The 25418-nt window shown below is 54.9% G+C and carries 19 protein-coding genes; 2 read left to right on the top strand and 17 right to left on the bottom strand.

What is annotated here, in order from left to right; translation table 11 throughout:
• Positions 1–18: 18 nt before the first annotated feature.
• On the bottom strand, positions 19–657 hold the full coding sequence (locus tag ACWXTG_RS01155) for a hypothetical protein (protein ID WP_480220413.1): 639 nt from the start codon (positions 655–657) through the stop codon (positions 19–21).
• A 241-nt stretch (positions 658–898) separates the two neighbouring features.
• Here ACWXTG_RS01155 and ACWXTG_RS01150 point away from each other — a divergent pair, with 241 nt between their 5' ends.
• Positions 899–1243, top strand: coding sequence for a helix-turn-helix domain-containing protein (locus tag ACWXTG_RS01150; protein ID WP_309564822.1), 345 nt, complete (start codon positions 899–901; stop codon positions 1241–1243).
• A 136-nt stretch (positions 1244–1379) separates the two neighbouring features.
• Here ACWXTG_RS01150 and ACWXTG_RS01145 read toward each other — a convergent pair whose 3' ends face one another.
• The 12 genes from ACWXTG_RS01145 to ACWXTG_RS01090 all read right to left on the bottom strand — a co-directional run bounded on the left by ACWXTG_RS01145 (position 1380) and on the right by ACWXTG_RS01090 (position 21397).
• Positions 1380–2246, bottom strand: coding sequence for an SMP-30/gluconolactonase/LRE family protein (locus tag ACWXTG_RS01145; RefSeq protein WP_407995906.1), 867 nt, complete (start codon positions 2244–2246; stop codon positions 1380–1382).
• A 104-nt stretch (positions 2247–2350) separates the two neighbouring features.
• Positions 2351–3562, bottom strand: coding sequence for an MFS transporter (locus tag ACWXTG_RS01140; protein WP_480220412.1), 1212 nt, complete (start codon positions 3560–3562; stop codon positions 2351–2353).
• 118 nt (positions 3563–3680) lie between these two features.
• Entirely contained in the window at positions 3681–4250 is a 570-nt protein-coding gene (locus tag ACWXTG_RS01135) for a hypothetical protein (protein WP_480220411.1), read from the bottom strand.
• A gap of 19 nt (positions 4251–4269) precedes the next feature.
• Positions 4270–5466 (bottom strand): PQQ-dependent sugar dehydrogenase, encoded by a 1197-nt coding sequence (locus ACWXTG_RS01130; RefSeq protein ID WP_480220410.1) that lies wholly within the window; start codon positions 5464–5466, stop codon positions 4270–4272.
• A gap of 202 nt (positions 5467–5668) precedes the next feature.
• Positions 5669–6148, bottom strand: a complete 480-nt coding sequence (locus tag ACWXTG_RS01125) for an ankyrin repeat domain-containing protein (protein WP_309564817.1) — start codon at positions 6146–6148, stop codon at positions 5669–5671.
• Between the two features lie 123 nt (positions 6149–6271).
• Positions 6272–10165 carry a phosphoribosylformylglycinamidine synthase gene (gene purL, locus ACWXTG_RS01120; RefSeq protein WP_480220409.1) on the bottom strand — a complete coding sequence of 1298 codons (3894 nt, stop codon included), beginning with the start codon at positions 10163–10165 and terminating at the stop codon, positions 6272–6274.
• A 241-nt stretch (positions 10166–10406) separates the two neighbouring features.
• Positions 10407–14126, bottom strand: a complete 3720-nt coding sequence (locus tag ACWXTG_RS01115; protein WP_480220408.1) for a TonB-dependent receptor — start codon at positions 14124–14126, stop codon at positions 10407–10409.
• A gap of 168 nt (positions 14127–14294) precedes the next feature.
• Positions 14295–15338, bottom strand: coding sequence for a FecR family protein (locus ACWXTG_RS01110; protein ID WP_480220407.1), 1044 nt, complete (start codon positions 15336–15338; stop codon positions 14295–14297).
• A 3-nt stretch (positions 15339–15341) separates the two neighbouring features.
• Complete coding sequence (locus tag ACWXTG_RS01105; protein ID WP_480220406.1) at positions 15342–15875, bottom strand: sigma-70 family RNA polymerase sigma factor; 534 nt, start codon at positions 15873–15875, stop codon at positions 15342–15344.
• A gap of 345 nt (positions 15876–16220) precedes the next feature.
• Positions 16221–19721 (bottom strand): TonB-dependent receptor, encoded by a 3501-nt coding sequence (locus ACWXTG_RS01100; RefSeq protein ID WP_480221253.1) that lies wholly within the window; start codon positions 19719–19721, stop codon positions 16221–16223.
• Positions 19722–19900: 179 nt separating this feature from the next.
• Complete coding sequence (locus tag ACWXTG_RS01095) at positions 19901–20863, bottom strand: FecR domain-containing protein (RefSeq protein ID WP_480220405.1); 963 nt, start codon at positions 20861–20863, stop codon at positions 19901–19903.
• Between the two features lie 24 nt (positions 20864–20887).
• A complete protein-coding gene (locus ACWXTG_RS01090) occupies positions 20888–21397 on the bottom strand; it encodes a sigma-70 family RNA polymerase sigma factor (RefSeq protein ID WP_480220404.1) in 510 nt (169 codons plus the stop codon).
• A gap of 287 nt (positions 21398–21684) precedes the next feature.
• Here ACWXTG_RS01090 and ACWXTG_RS01085 point away from each other — a divergent pair, with 287 nt between their 5' ends.
• The gene (locus ACWXTG_RS01085) at positions 21685–22860 is read left to right on the top strand and encodes a GGDEF domain-containing protein (RefSeq protein ID WP_407994260.1); all 1176 of its coding nucleotides are present in this window, start codon (positions 21685–21687) and stop codon (positions 22858–22860) included.
• Between the two features lie 46 nt (positions 22861–22906).
• Here ACWXTG_RS01085 and ACWXTG_RS01080 read toward each other — a convergent pair whose 3' ends face one another.
• The 4 genes from ACWXTG_RS01080 to ACWXTG_RS01065 form a co-directional block, all read right to left on the bottom strand.
• Positions 22907–23314, bottom strand: a complete 408-nt coding sequence (locus ACWXTG_RS01080) for a hypothetical protein (RefSeq protein ID WP_480220403.1) — start codon at positions 23312–23314, stop codon at positions 22907–22909.
• Between the two features lie 240 nt (positions 23315–23554).
• On the bottom strand, positions 23555–23926 hold the full coding sequence (locus tag ACWXTG_RS01075; RefSeq protein WP_480220402.1) for a glyoxalase superfamily protein: 372 nt from the start codon (positions 23924–23926) through the stop codon (positions 23555–23557).
• Positions 23927–24063: 137 nt separating this feature from the next.
• Entirely contained in the window at positions 24064–24624 is a 561-nt protein-coding gene (locus ACWXTG_RS01070) for an RBBP9/YdeN family alpha/beta hydrolase (protein WP_480220401.1), read from the bottom strand.
• 85 nt (positions 24625–24709) lie between these two features.
• Positions 24710–25390 (bottom strand): DUF4197 domain-containing protein, encoded by a 681-nt coding sequence (locus ACWXTG_RS01065; protein ID WP_480220400.1) that lies wholly within the window; start codon positions 25388–25390, stop codon positions 24710–24712.
• Between the last annotated feature and the right edge of the window lie 28 nt (positions 25391–25418).

The raw sequence follows: 25418 nt of genomic DNA, 5'->3' as shown, positions 1-25418 counted from the left end.
TTTCTTGGCGAACCAGGCTCAGGGCAACTGCGGTAAAGTCTCGTCAAGGGCCGCCCTGGTGGTATTGGACGGCCCCAGGCTGATCGACTCAAGCAGGGTGCGGTCGGCTGATAGCTTGTTGATCACGGTGCTTTCGGAAAGCTCGACCAGGTAGCCGACCCCGGCCCCGTCCAGGTTGTCCTGGATAACGGCCTCGGTCATCTCCTTCGCCTTCTTCAGCAGGATATCCCACTCATGCTCGGCATCAACCACGACTTGGCTTTCCAAGAGCTGGACATGCGGTTCCAGCCATGACGTGCCCCGCAACATCACTTGATAATGCAGGCAGAACTCACAAGAGCGCTTTACACGCAACAGGCCGGCTTGCTGCACCAACTGGATGCAAGGGGAAATCCGCAGCATCAGCTCCGGTTTGCTGCGCATGGCGTTCCGTTCGCTGAGCGCCCCTGCATGAAAGGCCTCTTCATGTATTTTGCGCAATGCCGTACGGTAAGCAACGTCCTTGCTTTCCAGCTCCGTCTGGTATTCGTCGCGCAAATCCGTGATATGCACCAGCTGGAGATGGATCTGGCGCTCAAACTCCTGTCTTTGCCTGAATATCTCGTCCTTCAGTTGCTCAACCTGTCTCAACGTTTTGACATACTTATGTATTAGCATGCACTACCGCCATATTGACCGCTACGTTCTGTCCAGTGCCGATACATATGATTTCTCCCCTGCCTTGGTCAGCAGCACGCCACCACCTTATTTTTCATTTCAAATCAGGTCATTAAATAAATCGCACAAAATATAGATATTTAATGTCTATTTTCTAATAGACATATTAGTTCCTTATAAACAGCAAGGTCAATAGCGATCCTATATGTCTATTAAAATGTAGACATATAGGATCAAGTCCATGAAGGATTCACTCAGAAAGAAATTGGGCCTGTCCATCGCAACCCGCAGGAAGAACCTGGGATTGACGCAAGAATTCGTCGCCCAGCGGCTGGGGGTTGAGATCGAAACTGTGTCGAGAATCGAGCGTGGCGTCACCGCACCGTCGCTCAAGACCCTCAACAAGATTGCACATGAATTATCCAGCCCGATACAGGAATTTTTTGAAGCATCGAGCCCCGTATCCGTCGACCCCGACATAGAGGGACTGGTCGCGATCTTGCAGAACCTGGAGGAAAAAGACCGGAAATACGTGATTGAAGCGACGAAGTCGTTGAGCAAGCACCTGCTCAAAAGAGTCAATTAGCAGGTAAAAACAGTGCATCGTGCCTGCGCTGTTTACCATCACTGAGACCTGCCACGCACGACAATACGAGACAGGCTAAGAGCAAGAACGGCTGATAAGACCGGCAAACTTAATCCAGAATGTCAGCCGCTTCTCATCAATGCAAATGCAGCCAGGTCACCGTGCCCGCTTTCATGTCGGGCACCAGCAACACCTTGCCGTCTGGCGTAATGCCGATGTCGGCTGCGCTCTGGAACCCCTCGTGCTCAAGCGTGACTTCATCGTCGATACTGAGGCTGAATACCTTGCCGTTTATGTAATCGCTGATGTAAAGCTTGCGGTTCGCCCCGAGCGCCAGCCCGTCACCGCCGCCGAACCCCTTGGCAAGCTCGATCAGGTGGCGGTTGAGCAAATCGAGCTTGTACAACACGCCGCTGGCAAAATCAACATAGATCAATACTTCGCCGGTATCGTCCATCCACAGTCCGTTGGGCGCCTTGATCCTGGCATCATGCTGGTGGTGAATGACGGTATCGACCTTGCTTGTGGCGAGGGTAATCCTGTAGATCGCGCCGCTGGCGCCGCCCTGGTTGGCAATGTCGCCGCTGTCGCTCACGTACAGGTACTTGCCTTCGTAATCAGGCTCCAGGTCATTGAGGAAGCCTGGAGGCGCAGGAAAAGCGCTTTTATCGACCAGCACCACCCATTCGCCATCCTTGTCCACCTTGAGGATGCGGTCCTTGTCCGCGACATAGAGCTCGCTCCCGACCAAGGCCAGCCCCTTGGGGTCGTTCATGCCCTTGGCAAACACGCTGCGCTTGCCGTCCGGCTCGATCACGCTGATCTGCCCGTCGCCGTCCTTGTCGAACTCGCCGATCTCGGAGACAAACACCCTGCCCGCCTTGTCCGCAAGCACGGATTCCGGGTTCTTGAAACCCTTGACTACCTTAACCTCGTGCCCTGAGGCCACGCCGGAAAACATTAACGCACTGCCGAGCAAGGCAGCCACTACGGTTTTAACCATCTACGCCTCCTGCGTTCATCTATATTATTGTCCTGGCATCATGCCATGCCTGGGATTATGCGGTCGAACGCAGGCGAACTCAACCTGCCACGCAGGTATGCGCCCTATTGGCTATGATGGGGCTTCAACAATGGCGTCGCCAGCAGCATGAGCACTGCCACCAACACCAGCAGCCAGCTCGCCAGATGGAAATCCTGCGTCAGGTCGCGCAGGAACCCCACCGACAACGGCCCGGCGGCCGCGATCAAATAGCCTACCGTCAAGACGAAAGCGTTCCAGGCGTTGGCTTCATCAACGCTATGCGTGTTATCGAGGGGCAAGGTCATGCCCAGGGTGAATGCGCCGCCCAGGCCGAAAGCGCAAATGGCGATGCTGATGAATGGCGACCAGGCAGGCGCAACCGCCATCAGCAGCAGGCCGATGACGGCCAAAGCCGCGCAAGCTGCAAGCAAGCCTCGCCTGTCGGTCGATTTGCTGATCGCGCCCAGTATGGGGTTGGATATCATGAATACCGTGGTGAACGTCGCGAGGATGAAGCCGGCCACCGAAGGCGCGGTGCCGTATTCAATATACATGGGCGCCGTCCATGACAACACCGCATAGAACAGGAAATTGTCGGCGGCGAAGAACAAGGCCACCAGCCAGGCAGTGCGGTTGTCCCAAGGCAAGCGGGCCGGGCGGGCTGGTGGTTGCGCGAGTCCCCGCTCCAGTCTTGCGATCCAAAGCCAGCACAACAAGCCAATAGCCGCGCAGAGGCTCCATATGCCGGCGCCCATGCGCCACCCTGCTGCGGAGTGCATCGCGACGGGGCCGGAGACGGCGGCGGACAATGTGCTGCCGAAAGAGAGCGCAGTGGCGTAGATGCCCATGACCATCGCCGCCTTGTGCGGGAAATTGCCCTTGATGTACCCGGCGATCAACGCACCCGCGATGGCGATCCCGGCACCGACGCCGGCCGTGCTCAGCAGCAGCATGTCCACGCTGCGGGAAAACGCGCGCGCCGCAATGGCCACGCAGAGCAACAGCAATGCCAGCAGCAAGACGGGGTTGCGCCCGTACCGCCGTGCCAGCCAAGGGGTGGGCAAGGCAAGCAGACCCATCAATAAATCCGGGATGGCGGTGAGCAGCGACGCAGTGCTGTGGGAAAGCTGGAACTCGTCGATAATAGCGGGAAGCAAGGGTCCCATCGAGACAATGCCGGGACGCAAGGCGATCGCGACCAGGATAATCGCCGCGATGGCAAAACCGACAGGGACTTTTGAAACAGGCCGCGCGGGACGCTGCGGCACAGACGCAGCTTCAAGGGATGTTGCCATGGACGGATTTTGCTCTCATGCACGATCTAGATGAGCAGCAATATAGTATGGCGGTCACGCGACACACCATACGTTATCTTGCGTAGCGCGGATCAAGCGCTACGCAGGGTCGCACCGCTTATGGCTTTTTCAGGCCGGGCAATACTGCGATCATGGCGCAGGGAGTATAGGACTCCCTGTCGGAAAGGCCGTCGTCGATCAGCTTCTTGATGGCCGGATCGGCCTGTATCTTGTCCGCCACTTGCTGGATTGCGAGGTCGTAAGTGGCCTGCACCGTGTTGGCAGGCAGGATGTCCAGGTCGCCGCTCAAGCGCGACTCCCCGGTATAGCTTGCAATCGCCTTGCCGCTGCCGGTGTAGACGGTGGCGTTGATCGTGCCGTAGAAATTGCGCATATGCGGGTTGTAGAACATCTTGGGCTTGACCCAGAGCAACACGTTGGCTGTGACGCCAGCATCGCACATCACGGTTTCACCCAGCCTGGCGCTAAGCGTTTTGGTGAGTACCGGCTCGATCAAGGGGCCTTGGGCAAACCAGTAATCCTTCATGAAGTGCCAGAGCTTGATCTCGTTGGTGTATTCGTACGGGCTGATATACACCGCCACCTTGCTGGTCGGCTGCAGCTCCTCGGCATGGACCAGGCTTGACGCCAACAGCAAGGCCGCCAACCCAATAACGCGCTTTTTCATTGCATTGCTCCTCACACGGTTATTTCTTGTTGTAGGTAATACGATACACCAAACCCGCCCGGTCATCCGAGACGTACAACGCGCCATCGGGCCCAGTAATCACATCAACGGGGCGCCCCCAGGCGCTGTTCTTGGTTTGCCAGCCGGTAACGAAATCCTCCACGGCCACCGGCTTATTGTCCTGGAAGCGGATGCGCACCAGCTTGTAGCCGTATGGCTGCACGCGGTTCCAGGAACCGTGCAGGGCCACGATCGCATCCTGCTTGTATTCGCCGGGGAAATTAGCCTTATCGAGGAAGGTGATGCCTATCGGCGTGGAATGCGCGCGCAAGGTGATGGCAGGCGGCTGGGTATTCCCGCAGAAACCGGGTTTGCCGGGGAAGTTAGGGTCCGTCACCCGGTTGCCCCAGCAATGCGGCCAGCCGTAATGCTTGCCCGGCTCGATCTTGTTGATATGCTCGGGCGGCAGTTCGTCGTTCATGGCGCCGCCCTTGGTTTCGGAACGCATATCCGCGCCGTTGTTGGTGGCATAGAGATCGCCCGTGCCAGGCTGCCAGGCCAACCCTTGCGAATTGCGCAGCCCGCTCGCCCAGACCGCGCTCCTGGCGCCGCTCACGCTGCCGTCCGGCGCCCCGGCGGGCTTGCCGTCGAGGGTATAGCGCAAAATGGTGGCCCTGAGAGGATCGTTTTCCACGCAGACGTTGCAACTGGAGCCTACGTTCAGGTAAAGGTGGTTATCCGGTCCCAGCTTGACCGTCTTGAGCGTATGCCCGCCGCTGGGAAGATTGCTGATCAAGGGCACCAGCTTGGCGGCCGGGCGCTTTTTATCCTGCGCCTGCTCGACGCGCACCACCCCATCCTGGTTCGCCACCAGCATGGTGTTGCCGGCAAAAACCAGGCTATTGGGCGCGTTCAGCCCTTCCACCACGGGCACCACGTCATCGGCCACGCCGTCATGGTTGCGGTCCGGCAGCATATACACCGTATTGTCCACGCTGCTGGCAAGGTACAGATTGCCGTCCGGCCCGAACGCCATGAAGCGCGGACCACGGAAATAATCGCCCTTGGCCGGGTTGAGCTTGGCAAAGGTGCTGATCTTGAAACCCGGCGGCAATGTCAGGCTGCCCGCAACGTCGTCCGGCGCCTTGCTCACCGCGGCTACGGTGGTGCATGCCATGAGGGCTGCACTGGCGGCCAGCGCAGGCAGTACACTCATCGAAAGTTTCTTCATCGCGCTCCCCCTATCTATGTATGCTCAATCAAGTTGATCGTCAGAGATTACGAGCCCGGGATCAAGCTTAGGTTCCCCTGTGAACGGGTTCTTCAAGAAATGAAAATGCCGGAACAAGTCCGGCACCCATTATGCGGCAGGCAAGGCCATGCCTGACATGGCGTTTGCAACCAGCATCATTGTCAACTCAATGGCACTTTTCTTCCTGGCAGCCGTCGTTCTTGGCGCCGGCAGCGGTCAGGAACTCCACCATGTCAGTACGGCCCTCGTCCTTCAGGGCGCGGATGATGGAGACATTGCCGCGCAGCTTGGCATTGACGTCCGCACCATGGTCGATCAGGTATTTGACGACCTCCTTGTTGCCTTGATAGGCAGCCAGGTGCAATGCTGTCATCTTGGTGATCGGGTGCTTGTAGTTCACATCAGCACCGTTCTCGACGAAGAACTTCACTGCATTCAACTGGCCCTTGTTGGCCGCGATTTCAAGGGCGGTCCAGGCAAAGAACAATTCATCGACCTTATACGGGTTGTTGAAGTACTTCTTCACAACCTTCATGTCCCCCTTGCCAATGGCGTCGGTATATTCCACCTGAGGATCCTCGGCATGCGCCATCACGGCCCAGCCAAGCACCAACGTTGCCAGGATAACTTTCAACATCTTCTTCATGCGACTTCTCCATAGTAATCATCATTTAATTAAGTGTGCTTATTATTGTTGAGGCTGCGAGGCACGAAGACATCGCTTCCGCACCCCATAGCCTAACGCACATCTCGTACCCGTTGTTGACCGCTAGCCGATGAACCTCCTGGCATTGCGGAACATACGAATCCAGGGCCCATCCTCACCCCAGCCATCGGGATGCCATGAGTGCTGCACGGTGCGGAAAACCCGCTCAGGATGAGGCATCATAATACTGAAACGGCCATCGGCGGTAGTCAGGCCGGTAATCCCCTTGGGCGAGCCGTTCGGGTTGAACGGATACACCTCGGTCGGGACGCCGTTGTTATCGACATAGCGTAGCGTCACCAATTGCTCCGCCTGCACACGCTGTTGCGCCGCCAGATCGGCGAACTCGGCATAGCCCTCGCCATGCGCCACGGCAATCGGCATGCGGCTGCCGGCCATGCCGCTGAAGAACAGCGACGGCGATTCCAGCACCTCCACCATGGCGACACGCGCCTCGAACTGCTCGGAACGGTTGCGCACGAAATGCGGCCACTGTTCGGCGCCGGGAATGATGCTGTGCAGGTTGCTCATCATCTGGCAGCCGTTGCACACGCCCAGCGCAAACGAGTCCGTACGGTTGAAGAACGCGGAAAACTCGTCGCGCGCGCGCGGGTTAAACAGGATGGACTTGGCCCAGCCTTCTCCAGCGCCGAGCACGTCTCCGTAAGAGAAGCCGCCGCAGGCGACGAAGCCGGCAAAGTCCTTGAGGCTGACGCGCCCGCTGATGATGTCGCTCATGTGCACGTCGAAGGCATTGAAGCCTGCACGGTCGAATGCGGCCGCCATCTCCACCTGCCCGTTGACGCCCTGCTCGCGCAGGATCGCCATCTTGGGACGTGCGCCCGTCGCGATATAGGGCGCGGCAATATTCTCGCTGGGGTCGAAGCTGAGCTTGGCATGCAGGCCGATATCCCGCTCATCCAGCAGGCGATCGTATTCCTGCTGCGCGCATTGCGGGTTGTCGCGCAGCTTCTGCATCTGGTAGGTGGTCTCAGACCAAGCACGGTGTAATGCCACGCGGCTCTCGGCAAACACCAGCTTGCCTGCCTGGTGGATCAGGATATCGCCATGGCTGGCTGGCGCGCCGATCACATGCACCCTGCCTGCCAGGGTCTGTTCCAACTCTGCGACGATAACGTCCGCATCGGCAGCATGCACCTGCAATACCGCGCCCAGCTCCTCGTTATAAAGCGCAGCGACAGCGTCATGACCCAAGCCGGTAATGTCGAGCTCCAGACCAGTACGTCCGGCAAACGCCATTTCGACCACGGCAGCAAACAACCCGCCGTCGGAACGGTCATGGTAGGCCAGCAGACGGCCTTCGCGGTTGAGCTTCTGCACCGCATTGAACAAATGCTTGAGGCTATCCGCATTCTCGAGGTCCGGCGCCGCATTGCCTACGCTGCCGTACACTTGCGCCAGGGCGGAGCCGCCCAGGCGGTTCTTGCCCGCACCGAGGTCGACTAGGACCAGGCGGGTGTCGCCGAGGTCGGTGCGCAGTTGCGGAGTCAGGGTCTTGCGCGCGTCTGGCGTAAGCGCGAATGCCGTCACCACCAGCGAGATAGGCGCGGTCACCGCCTTCTTTTCATTACGCTCTTCCCACACGGTCTTCATGGACATGGAATCCTTGCCGACCGGGATGCTGATGCCCAGTTGCGGACACAGTTCCATGCCGACGGCCTTGACGGTGTCGAACAGGGCGGCATCCTCGCCTGGATGCCCAGCCGGGGCCATCCAGTTGGCGGAGAGCTTGAGTTCGGCAATATCGTCGATCAGGCTGGCGGCGATATTGGTGATCGCCTCGCCAATCGCCATGCGTCCCGAAGCGGGAGCGTCGATCAGCGCCAGCGGTGCTTTCTCGCCGATGGCGAATGACTCGCCGCTATAGGTTTCATAACCTGCCAGCGTCACCGCCACATCCGCCACCGGTACCTGCCACGGGCCGACCATCTGGTCGCGTGCGATCAGCCCGGTCACGGTACGGTCGCCGATGGTGATGAGGAAAGTCTTGTCCGCCACGCCGGGCAGGCGCAGCACGCGCTGAGCTGCCTCCTTCAAGTCAACACGCGAATGTTCGAAAACTGGCAGCTCACGCGCCACATGCTTGACGTCGCGCGTCATCTTGGGCGGCTTGCCCAGCAGCACGGACAAATCCATGTCCACAGGGTTGTTGCCGAAATGGCGGTCGGCCACGGTCAGGCGCTTTTCCTCGGTCGCCTCGCCCACCACGGCGAACGGGCAGCGCTCGCGCTCGCAGATTTCGGCAAATAGCGGCAAATCTTCCTTGCGCACCGCCATCACGTAGCGCTCCTGCGCCTCGTTGCTCCAGATTTCGCGCGGCGACATGCCAGGCTCTTCGTTGTGCACGTCTCGCAGCTGGAACCTGGCGCCCACGCCCGCGTCGTTCACCAGTTCAGGGAAGGCATTGGAAATGCCGCCCGCGCCCACGTCGTGAATGCTCAGGATCGGGTTCTTATCGCCCAACTGCCAGCAGCGGTCGATGACTTCCTGCGCGCGGCGCTCCAACTCGGGGTTGCCGCGCTGCACGGAGTCGAAATCCAGGTTCTCGGTATTCGCGCCGGTATCCATGCTCGATGCCGCCCCGCCGCCGAGGCCGATCAACATCGCTGGGCCGCCGAGCTGGATCAGCGCCGCGCCTGGGGGAATCGGGTTTTTCTTGGAATGCTTGGCCGAGATATTGCCCACGCCGCCCGCGAGCATGATGGGCTTGTGATAGCCGCGGATTTCACCTGCCGCCTCAATTTCCAGCGTGCGGAAATAACCGGCAATGTTCGGGCGGCCGAATTCGTTATTGTACGCCGCGCCGCCCAGCGGGCCGTCCACCATGATCTGCAAGGCCGAGGCAATACGGCCGGGCTTGCCGTTGTTCTGCTCCCACGGCTGCTTGAAGCCGGGGATATGTAGGTTGGAAACCGAGAAGCCGGTCAGGCCGGCCTTGGGCTTGGAACCGGAACCGGTCGCGCCCTCGTCGCGGATTTCGCCGCCCGCGCCGGTCGCGGCCCCCGCGAACGGCGAGATCGCGGTCGGGTGGTTATGCGTTTCCACCTTCATGAGGAAATGCATGTCTTCTTCCACAAATCCGTATTGGCCTTCCGCCTGCGGATAGAAACGCTTGGTCTTGCCGCCCTCGACGATGGAGGCGTTGTCGGCATAGGCCACCACGGTCTTGCCGGGGTTGAGCTTGTGCGTGTTGCGGATCATGCCGAACAGCGACTGCGCCTGGGCGACGCCGTCGATCACCCAATCCGCATTGAAAATCTTGTGCCTACAGTGCTCGGAATTGGCCTGCGCGAACATCATCAACTCGACATCCGTCGGGTTGCGGCCCATGCGCTGGAAATTCTCCACCAGGTAATCCACTTCGTCCGGGGAAAGCGCCAGGCCCATTTCGGCATTGGCGGCTTCCAGTGCCGCCCTGCCGCCCGAGAGGATATCCACCGTGGATAAGGGCGCAGGTTCTGCCGTGTGATACAGCTTTTGCGCGTCTTCCAGGGCGGCGAACACCGCCTCTGTCATGCGGTCATGGATCAAGGGGCGCAATGCGGCCTTTTCCGCATCCGTGAGCGGGCTGCCATCCGCCGTGGCAACGTAAAACGCAATGCCGCGCTCCAGGCGCTGGATGGCCTCGATGCCGCAATGGCGCGCAATGTCCGTCGCGCGCGAAGCCCAGGGCGAAATCGTCCCTGGACGCGGCACCACCAGGAACAACTCCCCTGCCGGCGCTTCCTCACTCATGCGCGGCCCATAGGTAAGAATCTGCTTCAGCACCTCCTGCTGCGCATCGCTCAATGGCTGATCAGACCAGGCGAAATGCCAGAACTCGGCGTACAAATGCGTGATGCGCGGCGCAGCGCCCTTGAGCGCAGCCAGGATTTTCTCGATACGGAACGGGGATAAGGCGGCACTGCCACGAAGACTGATCATTGGGCTGGACATGAAGAAATTCGAAGTGATGGCAAAAGCGGGATTTTACCAGATTATGCCCCGCCTTACTGCTTTGAGGATTAAGGAAAATCAGCCTCCAGCCAGTACCAATAACAACATGCACAACTCCCAGAGCAAGAGAAGGAAAAACACCGCCAGCAGGATCCCCAGCCAGCTTTGGTGCATCAAAATACGCTTTAGCCAGCGTTTGGGCACCATGAGGCTTTTCGGTAGTCGCAGCATAGCCACGTGTTTACTTCCTGGGATCGAATTCATACGTCAAGCTGACCCAGGCCGCCCTTGGTGCCCCTATACCCAAAAAGCTGCTGCCTTGCCAATCCGCGCTGTTGTAGTTAAAGCCGCTTGCGCCAATTGCGCCACGAATTGAGGGGGAGAAAGCATTGAGTCCAAGACGCCCGGCACTGGCGTATTGCTTATCAAACAAGTTGTTGATTTGCAGGCCCAATGTCCATTCCGGCGCCAGCTTGTAGGAGGTATGGAGATTAAATACCGCATACCCAGCCGTTTTTCCTGGGCCAAAATCTGCGCGATCAACAGAGCACATTTGACCAGAGACTCCAGAGACAGGATCGATACAAAATGGGCCCGTGATCGGTGTGGCAGTTCCCGCGCGGTGCTTGTTGTTTTCATTGCCTCGCACGAATGCCTCGGAGTGCACAACGGCAGTCAGGCCAATGCGCCACTTGTCAGTAATGTCATAACCGAAGTTCGCATTCAGATTATGCAGAGGCACGCCAGGCATGCGGTTACCCGGATTAACTGTGATTTGTTGGTAAGTGCCCATCTGTGTTTGGGTATTCAGGTCATATACGTTTCCCGCACTGCTATTGTGGGGACTCGCTATCTGCATTTTTGACTGAAAGGTGGCATCTGTTAAGGCGTAATTAACTCCCCAGCTTGCTTTGCCCCATTTTCCCTTGAGCCCAAACTCTAATCCTTGGCGGCGGGTGTCCCCAATGTTCTGGAAATAACTGCTGGTGGCATTGACTGAAACAAAATAGATGTCATCGCTGAGGTCCGTGTGATAGGCCGTGGCATTCCACTCAATGTTGTCAGTGAGTTTGCCTCGTGCACCTATTTCAAAGCTGGTGGAACGCACTTGTTTGAGATAGGGGTCTCCCGACATGACGCCGGGTAAATTACATACTCGCTGCTCTACAATGGAACGAGGTCGGCCATCCGACATTGGAGTGGGATCAAAAGCGCATCCTAATTCGATCACACTTGGCGTTCTTGCACCACGTCCCAAATTTGCATAAACATTCAAGTCCTTACGAGCTTGCCAAGTAAAACCAATTGATGGATTAAAGGAGCGGTATTTAAATTTTTCTTTTTCCGGAGGCCTCAAAGAGGCTATGCCCTGTCCAAATGCATCGACTGGGAATGTACTGGGATCAAACGGTATGATGGCATCATCTAAACCATTTGGGCATTCTGTGTTCGGATCTATGGTGCCATCGTTATTGTTGTCGGTGCATAAGCGGATTAAGTTCAGGTAGTTGAGAATGGTGTTGACATCGGTAAACGATGACAATCTCGATACTGCTAGCTGATTGTTTACGTAAGTACGGTTGTAACGGGCAGATGCTGTGACACTGAGGGTTTGTGTCGGGGTCCAAGTTTCACTGAAATAAATACTCTTGGTGAGACCGTCGCCCTGAAAGTCGTTTAGGGCATGCCCCCGTTCTGGAGTGTTGGCGTAATATTCCCAGCCTAATTGATTGGGTGCCACATACCCGTGGCGGTTTGCGTCCAGTAGTCCAAGATATTGTTTGCTTGCATACTCGGCATCTGCCTTGTCTATTGACCCCCCCACCATGAATTTGTGTTCATCGAGATTCCAATTAAACTGAAGTGATGCTCCTTTACCTAACTGGTCGATTTGGGTATCGCTGAAAATAGCTGTGGGCGTGCCTTCAATATATCCTGTATTCAGTAGGCCCGCGCCACCACCATATTTACCATCCCTGAAAATCAAATTTCCATTGGTATCGACAGCAAGGGGGCCTATTGATGGAATGTATGATAAGCCACCTACTGCTCCCAATGGATTAGTCACATTTGCAGCATTAATCGCGACCAATAATTCCCAATAATCATGGTAAAAACCGGCATCATCAGTATAGCCGCCGATCACACCAGAAGTTCCCATTGCGGTGGTCAGGTCATAAGAATAAGTTACTTGACCACTGCCAGGATGGTTAATACCGGAACTCATTTGAGAGTAATCTATGCCAGCGAGAATACGACCATAATTTGCAATAGCATTGCGCACAAGATTTTCGTATTCAGATGTTGTTGGTGCATTGAAAACACCTGGAATTGTGGATGGCTGGAGAATGTCATCCATGTATCTCCTAGGATCATAAGTCCAGTTCCATACTTGAGTACCTGAACCATCAGCAGCAGTAACTTGTGCTTGCCCATTAACTGCTTGTGTATTGAAGTTGGTGCCATAGGCTAGATTATTGACGCAAGGGTCGAATGGATCGGTACATACATCGCCGGTTACAGTTAGTGGGTTACCATTAGCATCAGCGGCTACATTCATTGCATAATCGTTGTAGTCTGGCCGCCCATCCCGATTGATGTCTGGTAAGCCATACAACAATTGTCGGCTAGCATCCCTAATTGTTGCTAAATTCGGGCGCCCATCTGTGCCACCAAAGTTCTCGTTGATATCCGAGGTTTTGGATTTGCGCTTGCTCTTGCGATTATAGATTTGACCAGTGATATTGAAGGTGTCGGTCACATCCCAAACACCAGAAAACTGAAATTGAAGCAGGTCATTCCTGCTTTCATCGGGGGAGGTATAGACTTGCTTGGGATTTTGATCAACCATCTGTTGCGGCAATAAGCCATTGCCTGTCAATTTGTTGCCTGCATACAGCACAGATAACCCTAAACGAGCGCGGTCACTTTGCCATTCCCCCTTACCAAATACTTGGTTCACCCGGCTCGGAGAGTCATCCCGCCAGCCATCTTCCAAAAAGAAATTGCCGGCAAGAAAACCAGCGACAACGCCATTGTTCCAGCCCGCCGATGCTTGTAGTTGTTTGCGGCCGAATGAACCTGTAAGTACCTGTGCATCTACGCCAGGATTATCGAAGCCGCTTTTTGTTCTCATCACAAGCGCGCCTCCCAGGGTGCCCAAGCCAAATATAGGGTTTGATCCGGGAAACATATCCAGCCCCGATAGTGCGTTCATCGGAATCATGTCCCAATTGACGACATCGCCAAATGGTTCATTGACGCGGATGCCATCCAGGAAGACAGATATCCCTTGAGCTGTGCCTAGCTGTGGAGAGGCGGTAAACCCACGATATTGCAAATCCATTTGAAAAGGATTGCTTTGATAGTCGTTGACAGTGATTGATTGGAATTTGGAGTTGAGCAAGTCGGTCAAACTCAGTGACTGTGCTGCCTTGATTTCCTTGGCGGTAAGGCTTTGGACGTTTCCAGGAATTTCTTCTTTTGTAAGGCCTAAACCCGGTAACGGACCCACTTCATAAAAGCGCTTGCTCCTCACCTCTATCGCATCGACCTTGAAATCAATCGTTGACTTCTCACCGGGAAGGCTATCTTTGGCTGGCAAAGGAACCGCTTTGTCGAGGAAGAAACCGCCATATTGATCGCTGAATGCCTCCAGGCCGCTGCCTTTCAGCAAAGCATCGAAACCCTGCTTGACGGTGTAGTTTCCACTCAACCCCTTGCTGTCTATATGTTGAGTCAAGGCGGGATCGAATACCAGGACCACGCCAGCACGCTGGGCAAAACGGTTGAGGGATTGAGTTAAAGTACCAGGAGGGATTTCATATTGCTTGCCTATGTCTGCGGTGAAAACGACGCTTTCCCCGGCAGCAGTTGCATATTGTGATGCACCAGCCATCAAAATTAGTGCGCAACGCAACATCACAGCGATTGAGGTGGGTTTGAAACGCGGCTTCTCCATGAATATTCCCTGAGTTCTATTATGTTCCTCACCAAGACGAACAACTCAGGGCAAAGTACAGTCAGGGGATTAAAAAACTTCTGATTGAAAATGTCGCGCCTAGCCAGGGGCGCTTTACTTGTTAAGTGTTGTCAGCCGCCTCCAATGGCAAGACCGCTACATTATGCATTAATCAATATGATGTCTTGGCTCCACTACCACGATCAATGGAGTGTAGTAACGCACATCCACAGGCAGGTAAGCCGTCAGCATTTCCAATGCTCGATCCGTATCATTGAGAGGCAACACGCCGGATACGTGCAGTTCGGCAATATCTTCCGCCTTGAAATGAATTCTGCCATGGCGATAGCGCTCCAGCTCACGCAATACTTCCGTCAGGGATTGGTTATCCACGGCCAAAGTGCCATTGGACCAACCGGCAAAGGTAAACAAATCAATATTTCCAGGCTGGTCGATGTGGTCATGTTCAATCCGTGTGCCTTCTCCAGCATGGAGCGTAACGCACACTGGTGCTGCCAGCGGGGAGAACATGCGCTTGAGTGTGCACGCCTCCACTATGGATTCGATCACGCCTACCCTGGTGGCATCAGCCTCTCGCTTGACGACAAACTCGGTGCCCAAGGCTCGCGCCGTACCATGGCTGGTCGCCACGATCAGTGGACGAGAGGCATCCTTTGCCACGTCCACCAGCACTTCGCCCTGGCGTAACTTGATCAAGCGCTGTGAATCGGAATAATCAATATCGACTGCTGAATAAGTATTCAGGGTGATCCGGGTATGGTCAGGCAGTTCTATCACGCGTTGCTCGCCCACGGCCGTACTGTAGTCCGCCATCAGGTAGGAAACCGTGTCGGACTGCACACCCAAAAATATGCCCGCCACCAGGCTGACCCCTAGCGCAAGCGCCTTGGCCGAGAGCTTACGTCCCACTGGCTTGAACTCGGGTGTCAACACCTGTTCAAGGGCATGCAATGCAGGTGCTGAGTTGACACCATGCAGGCTACCCCACATTTTCTCGATGCGTTCGTAAGCCACGGCATGGGATGCGTCTTGCACCAACCATGCATTGAATTTTGCACGGTCGGCATCTGTACAATCCTCCGCCCGCAATTGAACGTACCAATCCGCTGCCTGCAACACTACCTTCGAATCAGGTTCTGAAGAAGGGAGCTGATGATCTGCAATCTGATCTGTATGAGGTATAGACGACATGCTTCAAGGCGCAGGGTGCAACAAGGCATAACAATGCACAATCACCTTGGCGAGATACTGCTTGACCATACTAACGGAAACACCCAGCCGCTGGGCAATCTCTTCATAGGATAAATCCTCCAGACGGCTCATTAAAAACGCCCGGCAAGCCTTCTCAGGCAAACTGCTCAACATGGCTGCCAACATATTCAAAGCATCAATCGCCTCTTGATATTGCTCAGGAGAAAACTCATGCTGATCCTCGCTAATCAGCATGAGAGATTCGAGATACGCCTGCTCCAACTTGCGACGGCGAGCAGCATCAATCATCAGATTGGTTGCCGTGGCAGCCAGATAAGCTTTGGGCGCACGTAATACCTTGCTGTCAGGCGCCAACAGAACTCGCAAGAAAGTATCTTGCGCATAATCATCCGCATGATGCACAGAACCCAGCTTCTTGCGCAGCCAGCACACCAGCCAATGGTGGTGCTCAACATACAATTGCCCGACTGCACTCATCACTGTCACCGGCGACTCCGAAACGGCTTGCTCCTCCATACGTTGCCCTCTATTCCATTTCTGGCTAATGCAATATAGCATTTGGAGGTGCTTAACCCGCAAAATTCATTCCATCAGAGCTTAAAACTACAATTAACTGATTTTATTAATTTAAATTACAATAACCACTATCACCTTAGCCCTTAATTGGCTGTTTATAGCCAATTAAGGGCTATAAACAGCCAATCACAACCAGAACCATCCTGTCATAAGTAAACTGACTTCAAGTATCAGCAGTAAGAAAACCACGCCCGGTAAAATGATCAGCCAACTTTGATGTACCAGCATATGTCGCCACTTACGCTTGAATACTAAGAGGTATTTTTGGAGCGATAACATGGCTATCTATTTTCTAGGATCAAACGAATAGCTCAAACTGATCCACGCAGCCCTTGGCGCACCAGGGGCGAGGAAGTTTGTCATGAGCCAATCGTTCGAGTTATGGTTGTATCCACTCGGTCCAATCGCGCCATAAATCGAAGGTGAGAATGGATTTCTGCCTAAACGGCCCGCAGTAAAATATTCCTTGTCAAGGAGATTGTTAATGCGTAAGCCGAGTGTCCATTCGGAATTGATCCGATAGCTGGTCTGCAAGTTGAACACCATATAGCCAGGGGTGATACCAGGATTGTTTGATTGCACAGGCCGTGCAATCAATTGACCATTCCCATTGGTTTCATAAATGGTTTCTCCTTGCCTGTGCTTGTTATTTTCATTGCCACGTACATAAGCAAAGGAGTGTGCTACAGCTGTAAGGCCAATTTGCCATTTGGGGGTAACCTGATAACTCAATGTAGCATTCAGGTTGTGTAGCGGTACGCCGGGCATGCGATTACCCGGCTTGACCTGAATGCGGCGGCTATAGTCGTGATTGCCATAGAATTCTTCCACTGAGCTACTGTTGTCATTGGCTGGCATCCAAAAGCTATCTTGAAAAGTAGCTTCGGTTAATGCATAGTTCAGCCTTAACCTCCATTTCTCGAACGCGGCAGTAATCCCAGCTTCTAGTCCTTGACGACGTGTATCGCCAATAGTGTCGAAGAAGTTACGGTTGCCAGGGAACCCGATCATATAAATGTCATCTTTGAGATCCGTACGGTAAACTCCCAAATTCCATTCGACGTTGTCGTTAAACCTGCCGCGCATACCGAAATCCCAAGTAGTGGCTTTGATCTGAGGTAAATAGGGGTCTCCCGAGAGAGTCGTTGGCAGCGAACAGGCCCGGTTTTCAGCCAAACTTTTAGGTATGGAGCCAATAATTTCCCCATTGGCACCGTATTGTGGAATGGGGGTTCGGTCAAACGCACATCCCAACTCGACAACAGAAGGTACGCGGGTGCCTTGGGCCCAATTCCCATAAATATTGAGATCAGGTGTCGCCTGCCAAGTGGTGCCAAAGGAAGGGTTTAGCGAGTAGTAACTAAATTTTTCAGTTTCTGGAGGGTTAAGTATTTGCGATGCATCGGGAACGGTATAGCCTGTAGTGGGATTGTTGGCGCAGTTAGGCCAAGTTCCTACGCAAATGTTGTAATAGTCAGGAAAGGCCTCTAGTTGCGCTAAATCCCAGACAAAGGTGCCATAGGTACGGGAAGCTACTTTATTCTTACCGCGGGTTTCGTTATAACGGAGTGCCCCGGTGAAATGCAATGTCTCAATCGGGCTCCAGGTTTCGCTGGCATAAATGCTCTTGGTGACTTGGTGTCCCTTGAAGTTGTTATTGCTGATTTCCGTACTCGCAGCAGCATACTGGTCGCGGATCTCATCGGGAGACAGATATGCATCGCGTTCAGCATCCAGCATACCCAGCATTTGGCCGCTCTTGTAAGTGGCAGAAGGCATGTCTACAGAGGCGCCAATCATGAACTTGTGCTTCTCGAAATTCCAGTTGAATTGAATCGAAGCACCATCGGTTTCCTGATCAATCGTAGTATCAGTGAGTACTGCTGTGGGGGTCCCCTCCACGTAACCGGTACCTGTACCACCGTAGGCTGCTCCATCAACGGTCTGAGGAGCACCATCTGGGCCTGCCACTGTTAAGTCAGATCCTGTCTCTCCTTGGCATGTATCAGCGTTGACTGCGGGCTTGATCAACATCAAGTATTTTTGGCCTTGACCATCTCCCGGAGTGTTATCGCCGTAATCATCTGTATCTGGCACATAAAAGTAGAAGTTCATGTCGGCGAGCATTGCGATAGTAAAGGGATCCGCAGCGTTTAATGTGGTTAAGTTTACTGTTGCATCAAACACATAGGAATCTTGAAAGTTCGAGTAATCTGTTTCAGCGCCATTGGGAACTTCCGGGCCGGAGATACCGCCGGGTGAGTAAAGGTTGGATTGCAAAAAATTCCGGACTCTTCTGAAGTTATCCTGAGCTCTTTGCACGAACCCTGCCGCTACATCAGGAATAGCTTGATTACGCCACGCTGTAGGAAGACTATCGAACGCCTCTTGAACAGTGGCTGCTGAAGCAAACGCTGAAAGTTCTGGATTTGTCCATACCTCGCTCCAGAAATCGCCATTCTGTATCGGAACCAGGTAGTAGTCCGGTAATCCGTAGTCATTGTTGCTATTAAAAGTGCATGTATATTGCTCTCCCTGATTCAAGTTTCTCTTAACTAGCTGGTTTTCCCACTCCGTATAAACATCGGCTCCTTTTTGCCTGCGCTTACTGTTTCTTCTATATGCCTGAGCCGTAATTGTGAAATTATCGTTGACGAAATAGCTACCTGAGAGCTGAAATTGCAATAGGCGGTTGTCGGTAGTGTCAGGAGAGGTATACACCCCATTTCTATCCTGTTTGTACATTTCACTTGGCAACATACCGTTGCCTACCAAGTCATTCCAGGCAATGAGGGTGCTGAGGTTGAGGTCTAGCTTGTCGGAGCGGTAACTACCTTTACCAAAGACTTGATTAACTTTGCTTGGTGAATTCTCGCGCCAGCCATCTTCGAGGAAGATATTAGCGGCAGCGAAGCCGGCGACAGTACCGTTATTCCAGCCGCCTGTGGCTTGGAGCTGTTTCCGGCCAAAGGAGCCGGTAAGGACTTCAGCATCCACACCAGGATTATTGAAACCGTCCTTGGTTTTCATGGAAAGGGCACCGCCCAGGGTGCCTAAGCCGAAGATGGGATTAGAGCCGGGGAACACATCGAAGCTGGCAAGGGCATTCAAGGGAACGAGGTCCCAGTTCACGACGTCACCGAAAGGCTCATTGACGCGGATACCGTCAAAAAAGACTGACAAGCCTTGTGGTGTCCCGATCTGGGGACCTGCCGTAAAGCCACGGTATTGCACGTCCATCTGGAACGGATTGCCTTGGTAGTCGTTGACGTTGACCGATTGCAGCTTGGAGTTCATGAGGTCCGTCAAGCTCAAGGCATGGGCTTCCTTGATATCCTTGGCAGTGAGGCTTTGCACGTTGCCGGGGATTTCTTCTTTGGTTAATCCCAATCCTGGCAAGGGGCCAATTTCATAAAAGCGTTTGGCGCGAACTTCCACGGCATCTACTTGCTGGAAGTCGATAGATGTTGCTTCTCCGGGAAGCCTGTCCTCTATTTTAGGAACGGCTCTCTGCAGTTGATACCGGCCTTGCGCATCCTGCACGACCTCCAGCCCGGTTCCGTTAAGCAGCGCCTCAAAGCCTTCGTTGACGTTGTATCGGCCGCGCAGCATAAGGCTGCGCTTGCCTTGGGTCAGCCTGGGATCGAATCCCAGCAATACGCCTGATTGCGCGGCATAGCTTGGCAGGGTATCGCTGAGGTCGCCTGCCGGGATATCGTAGGCTTGTTTCGGGATGTTTTTGTTGAGCGGCTCAGCCGCAATGGCATATGAGCCACTCCAGACCATGAACGCCAGCGTCAGCGCTTTGATGCGTACCAATGCAGCCTTATGCCGCGCGTGATTGTAACTATATCCGTTCTTCAATTTCCCCTCCCGCTTCACAGCAAAATGTGTTGTTTTGCTGCTATGCCGAATGAAAATGAAAATCCGGAAAGCAATTTTTAAAAGTTTTTAATCATTGTGCGTCATGTAGCAACGAGTGTGACCCAGAACCGGGTAAAGCGCTCCGCCCTCACAGGCAGGCTGCGTTCCAATGTCTGCAGGACGGATTCCATGTCCCGTATCGGGAAAGAGCCTGATATCTTCAAATTGGCTACAGCGGGATCGCAGCGCAATATGCCGGTTTTGTAGCGTGCCAGTTCCTGGACGAAGTCTTCCAGGCGCATGGCATACACCACGATCATGCCATTGATCCAGGCCATGTCCGTGGCCCGCACTGGGAGCTTTTCGGAGAGCTTGCGGCCGGTGAACTCGATAGACTCCCCGGCATCGATCCGTTGCGGCAAATCCGTCGAGTAATGCGACCGGATTGCGACCGCCCCGTCAAACACGGCGACCTTGGTCTTGTGCGAAAAGTCGCGCACGCTGAAGCGGGTCCCAAGTGCAGTCGCCTCGCCATGCCGGGTCTGCACCTTGAACGGCCGGTAATTGCCGGTGGGCTCTTGCGCGGTTTCGATGAATATCTCGCCCTGTACCAGTTCGATCAACCGCTCCGTGCTGGAATACCGCACGTTGACGGCGGTATCGGTATTCAGGTGCAGGCGGGTGCCATCCTCCATGGCCAGCTGGGTGTGCTCGCCGACCTTGGTGCTGGCATCTGCCAGCATGCCGCGCCAGGGACGCTCGCGATAGGCATATAGGCCCGTGGCGCTGACAGTCAGGAACAGCGCCAGCTGCTTGATGACTTGGCGGCGGTCCGTCACCGGCGGCAACTGCAGTGTCGCCATGCCGATCTCGCGCGGTACTCGCCCGAAATGTTGCGTCACGCGTTCTAATTGCTGCCAGGCCTGTAGGTGGGAAGGGTCAGCATCGAGCCAAGCACGCCAGGCATGTTGCGTCTGCTCGTTATTTTCGCCTGAGGCCAGCTTGGCGTACCATACGCTGGCGGCCTGCATGGCAGGGGTTGGCTTTCCTGTGCTAGGGTTCATGCCCGACGTTGCATTTCCATCGCATTACTCTTCGAGCAGGACCATGCATTGCAGCATGGCCTTGGCGACATAATTGCCGACCGTACGGGTCGTCACGCCCAACTGCTTTGCAATTTCAGTGTAGCTGAGGCCTTCCAGTTGCAGGAGCAGAAAGGCGGTCCGCACTTTGACCGGCAGGCCGTCCAGCATGATGTCCAGCTTGATCAGAAGCTCCAGCACCATGGCCCTAGTTTCAGGAGAGCCGACTTCGGGAGGCGCAAATTGTGCCAAGGCCTCGAGATAAGCGCGCTCCAGGTCGCGGCGGCGCAGGTGGTCGACCATCAAGCCATGGGCAACCCTGCTGAGGTAGGCACGAGGCTCGTGCAATACCGGCAACTCGGCCTTGAGCAACAGGCTGAGAAACGTGTCCTGCGCGAGGTCTGCGGCACTGTTGTGGCCGCCGAGCTTTTTGTTGATCCAGGCGCGCAGCCATGCATGATGCTCCTGATAAAGCAACTGGATGACGCCCTGTTTGCAGAATGAATCTTGTGGCATTGCAGATATCCTATATATTGGCTATTCAATTGCAATTTCAATGCCAAAGCATTAACACCCTGATTTTATGTAGCTAATTAATAATTTTAGTTTATATATGGCTAAAAACAACCACATACAACCACCAAACGGCTATAAACAGCCAATCACAGAGGCTAATCGCTCCATTCATAGTCTTGTCACCCTTTCTCACTGAAACAGAACAGCACAATCGCGACGAACGCTAAGATTTTCCAGGGATAAGCCGCTATAATCACCTGCTCCCAATAGGCTTATTGCCCGCAGAGATGCTGCAGCTCGATGTCAAAACCATTTATTTCCTAGTCGGCTTATTCGCCACGACCACCGGTGTAGTGCTGTCCATCCTCACCATGACAGGGCGTTTCGACCGCTGGCTGAAATACTGGGGAATCAGCAACCTGTGCACGGGTTCCGGCATCCTGCTGCTGACTTTCCGCGATATCGTCCCCGATTTTTACAGTATCGTAGTGGCCAATATGCTCGCCATTGCCGGCTATTTCCTGTTGATGGCCACGGCGCAACGCCTGTACTACCGTCATATGCCGTGGCGGCCGCATTTGCTGTTCCTAGGCTTAATGACCGGGTTGTTCCTGCTGATGCAGGATGCGGACAACTACTATGCCGAGAGGACCGCGCTCAGTTCGATCGCCTGCGGGTACTATGCCTTGCGCGTCGCCAAGATCACGCAACGCATCGCGCGCGAGGAGGATATCGTCTCGGCCTACCTAGTTTCCGGGATATTCACGCTGGCAGCCCTGATTTTCGGCTTGCGGATATTGGCTGGCCTGACCCACCATCTGGGCGGGGATTCGATATTTTCCCCTGGCGGCGTCAATATGTGGGTGATCCTGCTCGCTGCGGGCATCGGCCCGCTATGGAACATGTCGATGCTGCTCATGATCATGGAGCGCATCAACCGCAACTGGATCGGCCGCGCCTTGCGGGACCCGCTCACAGCCGCGCTCAATCGCGAAGGGCTCAGGGCCGCCGTGGAAAACAATACCATGCGCCGCCATTCCGACGACCATCCGTTCACGGCTTTGCTATTGGTGGACATCGACCATTTCAAACAGGTCAATGACCAGCTGGGACACGCATTCGGCGATAAACTGCTGCGCAGCTTCGCGGATATCGTGCATCACCAATTGCGCAGTTCCGACCTGTTTGCGCGCCATGGCGGCGACGAGTTCGTCATCATCCTGCCCTCGAGCGGCGAAAAGGAAGCCAGGGATGTCGCCGAGCGGCTGCAAAAGGCATTTGCCCAAGCGACTGACAAATTGAAGCATGACGGCCTGGCCGTGACCTTGAGCATCGGCATCGCAGTCACGGCCAGCGAACAGCTTGGCAGCTCGTTGCACAAACTCATGGAACAAGCCGACTCGGCGCTCTATCAATCCAAGCACCATGGCCGAAACCGCATCACGGCGGCGCAAGCGGCTTAAAGCCTGGCCTTGTAATTTCAGCACAAAAGCTGGCAATAAGGAGCGGCTATGCAACGAAGGGCGGCAGGTGCCAAATCCATGCTGCAACGGCGAGCATGGCGATCACCAGCACCACCACGACTCTCGATAGTCTTGCAATGCGGCGCCGACCGTCCTCCAGCTTGGCGACCAACTGCTCATTCTGGTCCGCCAGGGTCTTGAGCAGTTTCGAGGATTCCACCATCTGCGTTTGCAATTGGGCGATCCGCATTTCCAGCGACTGGATGCGGGCCTCTTTGTCGTCATCGCTCCCAAGTTCGCTATAAGGCACGTCATACACCTGGGGCTCGGGCTGTTGCTGCTTGCCGGATACGGCCTGCCAGAACTTCCTGGCGCCCTCGGCAATCTCGGGCGCCTTGCGGATCACCTCGATCCAGGGAACCACCTTCAATACAGTCAGCCATGGTGCGGCCACAATCCATTCCTTTCATTCACAAGGGCAACGCCCCGTTTATCGATCAAGCTGCAAATATCCTTCAATGTCCCTTATCCTGGAAAACAAGTGCATGAACACCACGCCCGCGATGATCAACGTTATGCCGACCATGGCAAGCAGGTTAGCCATTGCCTAAAGTCCTCACTGGTCTTGAGTACCGATATTGCAATCATCTTGGCCAGGATGGCAATCCCCAGGCAGCTCCCAGTGCTGCATCTATCACAGTTCCGTCACGGTGATAAAGCTCAGCCGGTTGCCATCCGGGTCCACCATAAGCATATTGCGCACCGTCGGGCCCAGGTCATTGCCGGGCGGCTCAGTGATGTGCAAGCCTTGCGCTACGAATTCCGCATGCACCGCATCGACGTCGTCCACATAAAAATGCACCAGCGCACCGAAGGCGCAATCGCCGGTATGCTCAGTGAGGAATATCTGCATGTCGCCACGGGCAATGGCGGCAAAAAAGGGGAATCCGGGCTCGAACTGGTGCGTCCACAATTCGCGGAACCCCAGTTTCTCATAGTATGGCTTGCTTAACGCATATGACGCGACGCGTATCGCCGGAATGACATGCTGTGTGACTTTTTTCATGCTCCCCTCCTTCTGCAATGTGGCTTAGTACGGCTGACAAAAATCAGCGCAGCGTTCCCGGCTAGGCGTCCTGACGCAAGCAATACAAACAGCACGACAAAGTCAGGGCAACGACGCCAGGAATGTTTTGTTAGCCGCTATTGTTCGCGCATGCTGACAATGGCGTCATATAGCGCAGGAAATTCGGTGAAGCCGTCTTGCGCCATGAAGTGGCCTCCCCGTTCAAACAACTCCCAATCCGCATCGAGCTTTTCCGCCAGACGCAACGAATAGGGATAAGGCACGATATGGTCATCCTGGGCAGCCAGCACGATGCGCCTGGGAACCAGCCTGATCAGCTTTGCCACATCCAGCGGCGCGGCGGTGAACGCGTCCAGCGCCGGCAAGAAACTCAACGGCTCGGCAAATCCCGATACCAATGCCATGCCTCCTACAGGCCGCTCTTGCTGCTCGAGATAACGCAGCAAGGTGATGCAGCCCAGGCTGTGCCCGATAAAAAAGGTATGCTGATCCGGCTGGGTAATATGAGTGCGCAGGCAATCAAGCCATCGCTCGATGTCAGGATGGTCGGATGCAGGCAACGCCGGCACCGTGACCTTGAACCCCTGTTGTTCCAATGCGTTCTTGATCCATGGGAACCAGTGGCTTTCCGGCGAAGCCTGGTAGCCATGGATGATATAGACAGTCCCTGCTTGCATGTTCCTCCCCACACGGCAATATGTGGTTAGAACACTTTCTGGGCTTTAGTTCTCCCTCAAGCCCCGCACGGCGGTAAAAACCAGATTATTTGACAGCGCCGAACACTTTCTTGAGCAAGCTGCTGGCCTGTCCCATCGGGTCCTGGCGGATGGCTTTTTCCTCTTCGGCCATCATGAGATAGACCCCGTCCAATGTCTTCTGGGTCACATATTGTTCAATGTTCGCCTGATCCTTGTTGACCAGCCCGTATTTGCTGCCCATTTCGGCAAACTTGTTGTATTGCTGCGCCAGGTCGACGTTTTGCGTCGCCTTTTTCACGATGGGCAGGAATTTCTCCGCCATCGGCGCAGAGGTGGTCTTGCGGAAATATTGCGTGGCGGAGTCCTGCCCGCCGGTCAGGATATCCTTGGCGTCCTGCACGCTCATCTGCTTGACCGAATTCACGAGCAAGGTCTTGGCCTCAGGCACCGCGGCTTCCGCCGCCTGGTTCATCTTCAGCACCAATTCATCCGCCTGCTTGCCCATGCCGAACATGCGCATGGCCTTCTCGGCCTTCTGCATGGATTCAGGCAGGGGAATCTTGACCTGCGGGTTATTGAGGAAGCCCCCTGCCTGGCCGAGCTGGCTGACCGCGCGCTCGGCGCCTTGCACCAGCGCCTGTTTGAGGCCCTGGCTGGCATCGGCATTGCTGATGCCGCCCAGGTCCAGCGCAGCGGCATGGCTGGAAAAAACAACGAATGATAATGCAGTCACAAGATGGCGCATGGCTCCTCCTAGATGGTGAATTGAGGTT

It is taken from the genome of Methylobacillus sp. DLP286, from assembly GCF_056636515.1.
This window is presented reverse-complemented; position numbering and strand designations above follow the sequence as displayed.

Excerpts from the sequence above, each read along its gene's own strand:
- ACWXTG_RS01150 (WP_309564822.1), top strand. The coding sequence starts at position 899 with ATGAAGGATTCACTCAGAAAGAAATTGGGCCTGTCCATCGCAACCCGC.
- ACWXTG_RS01130 (WP_480220410.1), bottom strand. The coding sequence starts at position 5,466 with ATGAGTGTACTGCCTGCGCTGGCCGCCAGTGCAGCCCTCATGGCATGC.
- ACWXTG_RS01115 (WP_480220408.1), bottom strand. The coding sequence starts at position 14,126 with ATGGAGAAGCCGCGTTTCAAACCCACCTCAATCGCTGTGATGTTGCGT.
- ACWXTG_RS01135 (WP_480220411.1), bottom strand. The coding sequence starts at position 4,250 with ATGAAAAAGCGCGTTATTGGGTTGGCGGCCTTGCTGTTGGCGTCAAGC.
- ACWXTG_RS01065 (WP_480220400.1), bottom strand. The coding sequence starts at position 25,390 with ATGCGCCATCTTGTGACTGCATTATCATTCGTTGTTTTTTCCAGCCAT.
- ACWXTG_RS01090 (WP_480220404.1), bottom strand. The coding sequence starts at position 21,397 with ATGCCACAAGATTCATTCTGCAAACAGGGCGTCATCCAGTTGCTTTAT.
- ACWXTG_RS01095 (WP_480220405.1), bottom strand. The coding sequence starts at position 20,863 with ATGAACCCTAGCACAGGAAAGCCAACCCCTGCCATGCAGGCCGCCAGC.
- ACWXTG_RS01125 (WP_309564817.1), bottom strand. The coding sequence starts at position 6,148 with ATGAAGAAGATGTTGAAAGTTATCCTGGCAACGTTGGTGCTTGGCTGG.
- ACWXTG_RS01105 (WP_480220406.1), bottom strand. The coding sequence starts at position 15,875 with ATGGAGGAGCAAGCCGTTTCGGAGTCGCCGGTGACAGTGATGAGTGCA.
- ACWXTG_RS01085 (WP_407994260.1), top strand. The coding sequence starts at position 21,685 with ATGCTGCAGCTCGATGTCAAAACCATTTATTTCCTAGTCGGCTTATTC.
- purL (WP_480220409.1), bottom strand. The coding sequence starts at position 10,165 with ATGTCCAGCCCAATGATCAGTCTTCGTGGCAGTGCCGCCTTATCCCCG.
- ACWXTG_RS01155 (WP_480220413.1), bottom strand. The coding sequence starts at position 657 with ATGCTAATACATAAGTATGTCAAAACGTTGAGACAGGTTGAGCAACTG.
- ACWXTG_RS01140 (WP_480220412.1), bottom strand. The coding sequence starts at position 3,562 with ATGGCAACATCCCTTGAAGCTGCGTCTGTGCCGCAGCGTCCCGCGCGG.
- ACWXTG_RS01070 (WP_480220401.1), bottom strand. The coding sequence starts at position 24,624 with ATGCAAGCAGGGACTGTCTATATCATCCATGGCTACCAGGCTTCGCCG.
- ACWXTG_RS01075 (WP_480220402.1), bottom strand. The coding sequence starts at position 23,926 with ATGAAAAAAGTCACACAGCATGTCATTCCGGCGATACGCGTCGCGTCA.
- ACWXTG_RS01100 (WP_480221253.1), bottom strand. The coding sequence starts at position 19,721 with ATGGTCTGGAGTGGCTCATATGCCATTGCGGCTGAGCCGCTCAACAAA.
- ACWXTG_RS01145 (WP_407995906.1), bottom strand. The coding sequence starts at position 2,246 with ATGGTTAAAACCGTAGTGGCTGCCTTGCTCGGCAGTGCGTTAATGTTT.
- ACWXTG_RS01110 (WP_480220407.1), bottom strand. The coding sequence starts at position 15,338 with ATGTCGTCTATACCTCATACAGATCAGATTGCAGATCATCAGCTCCCT.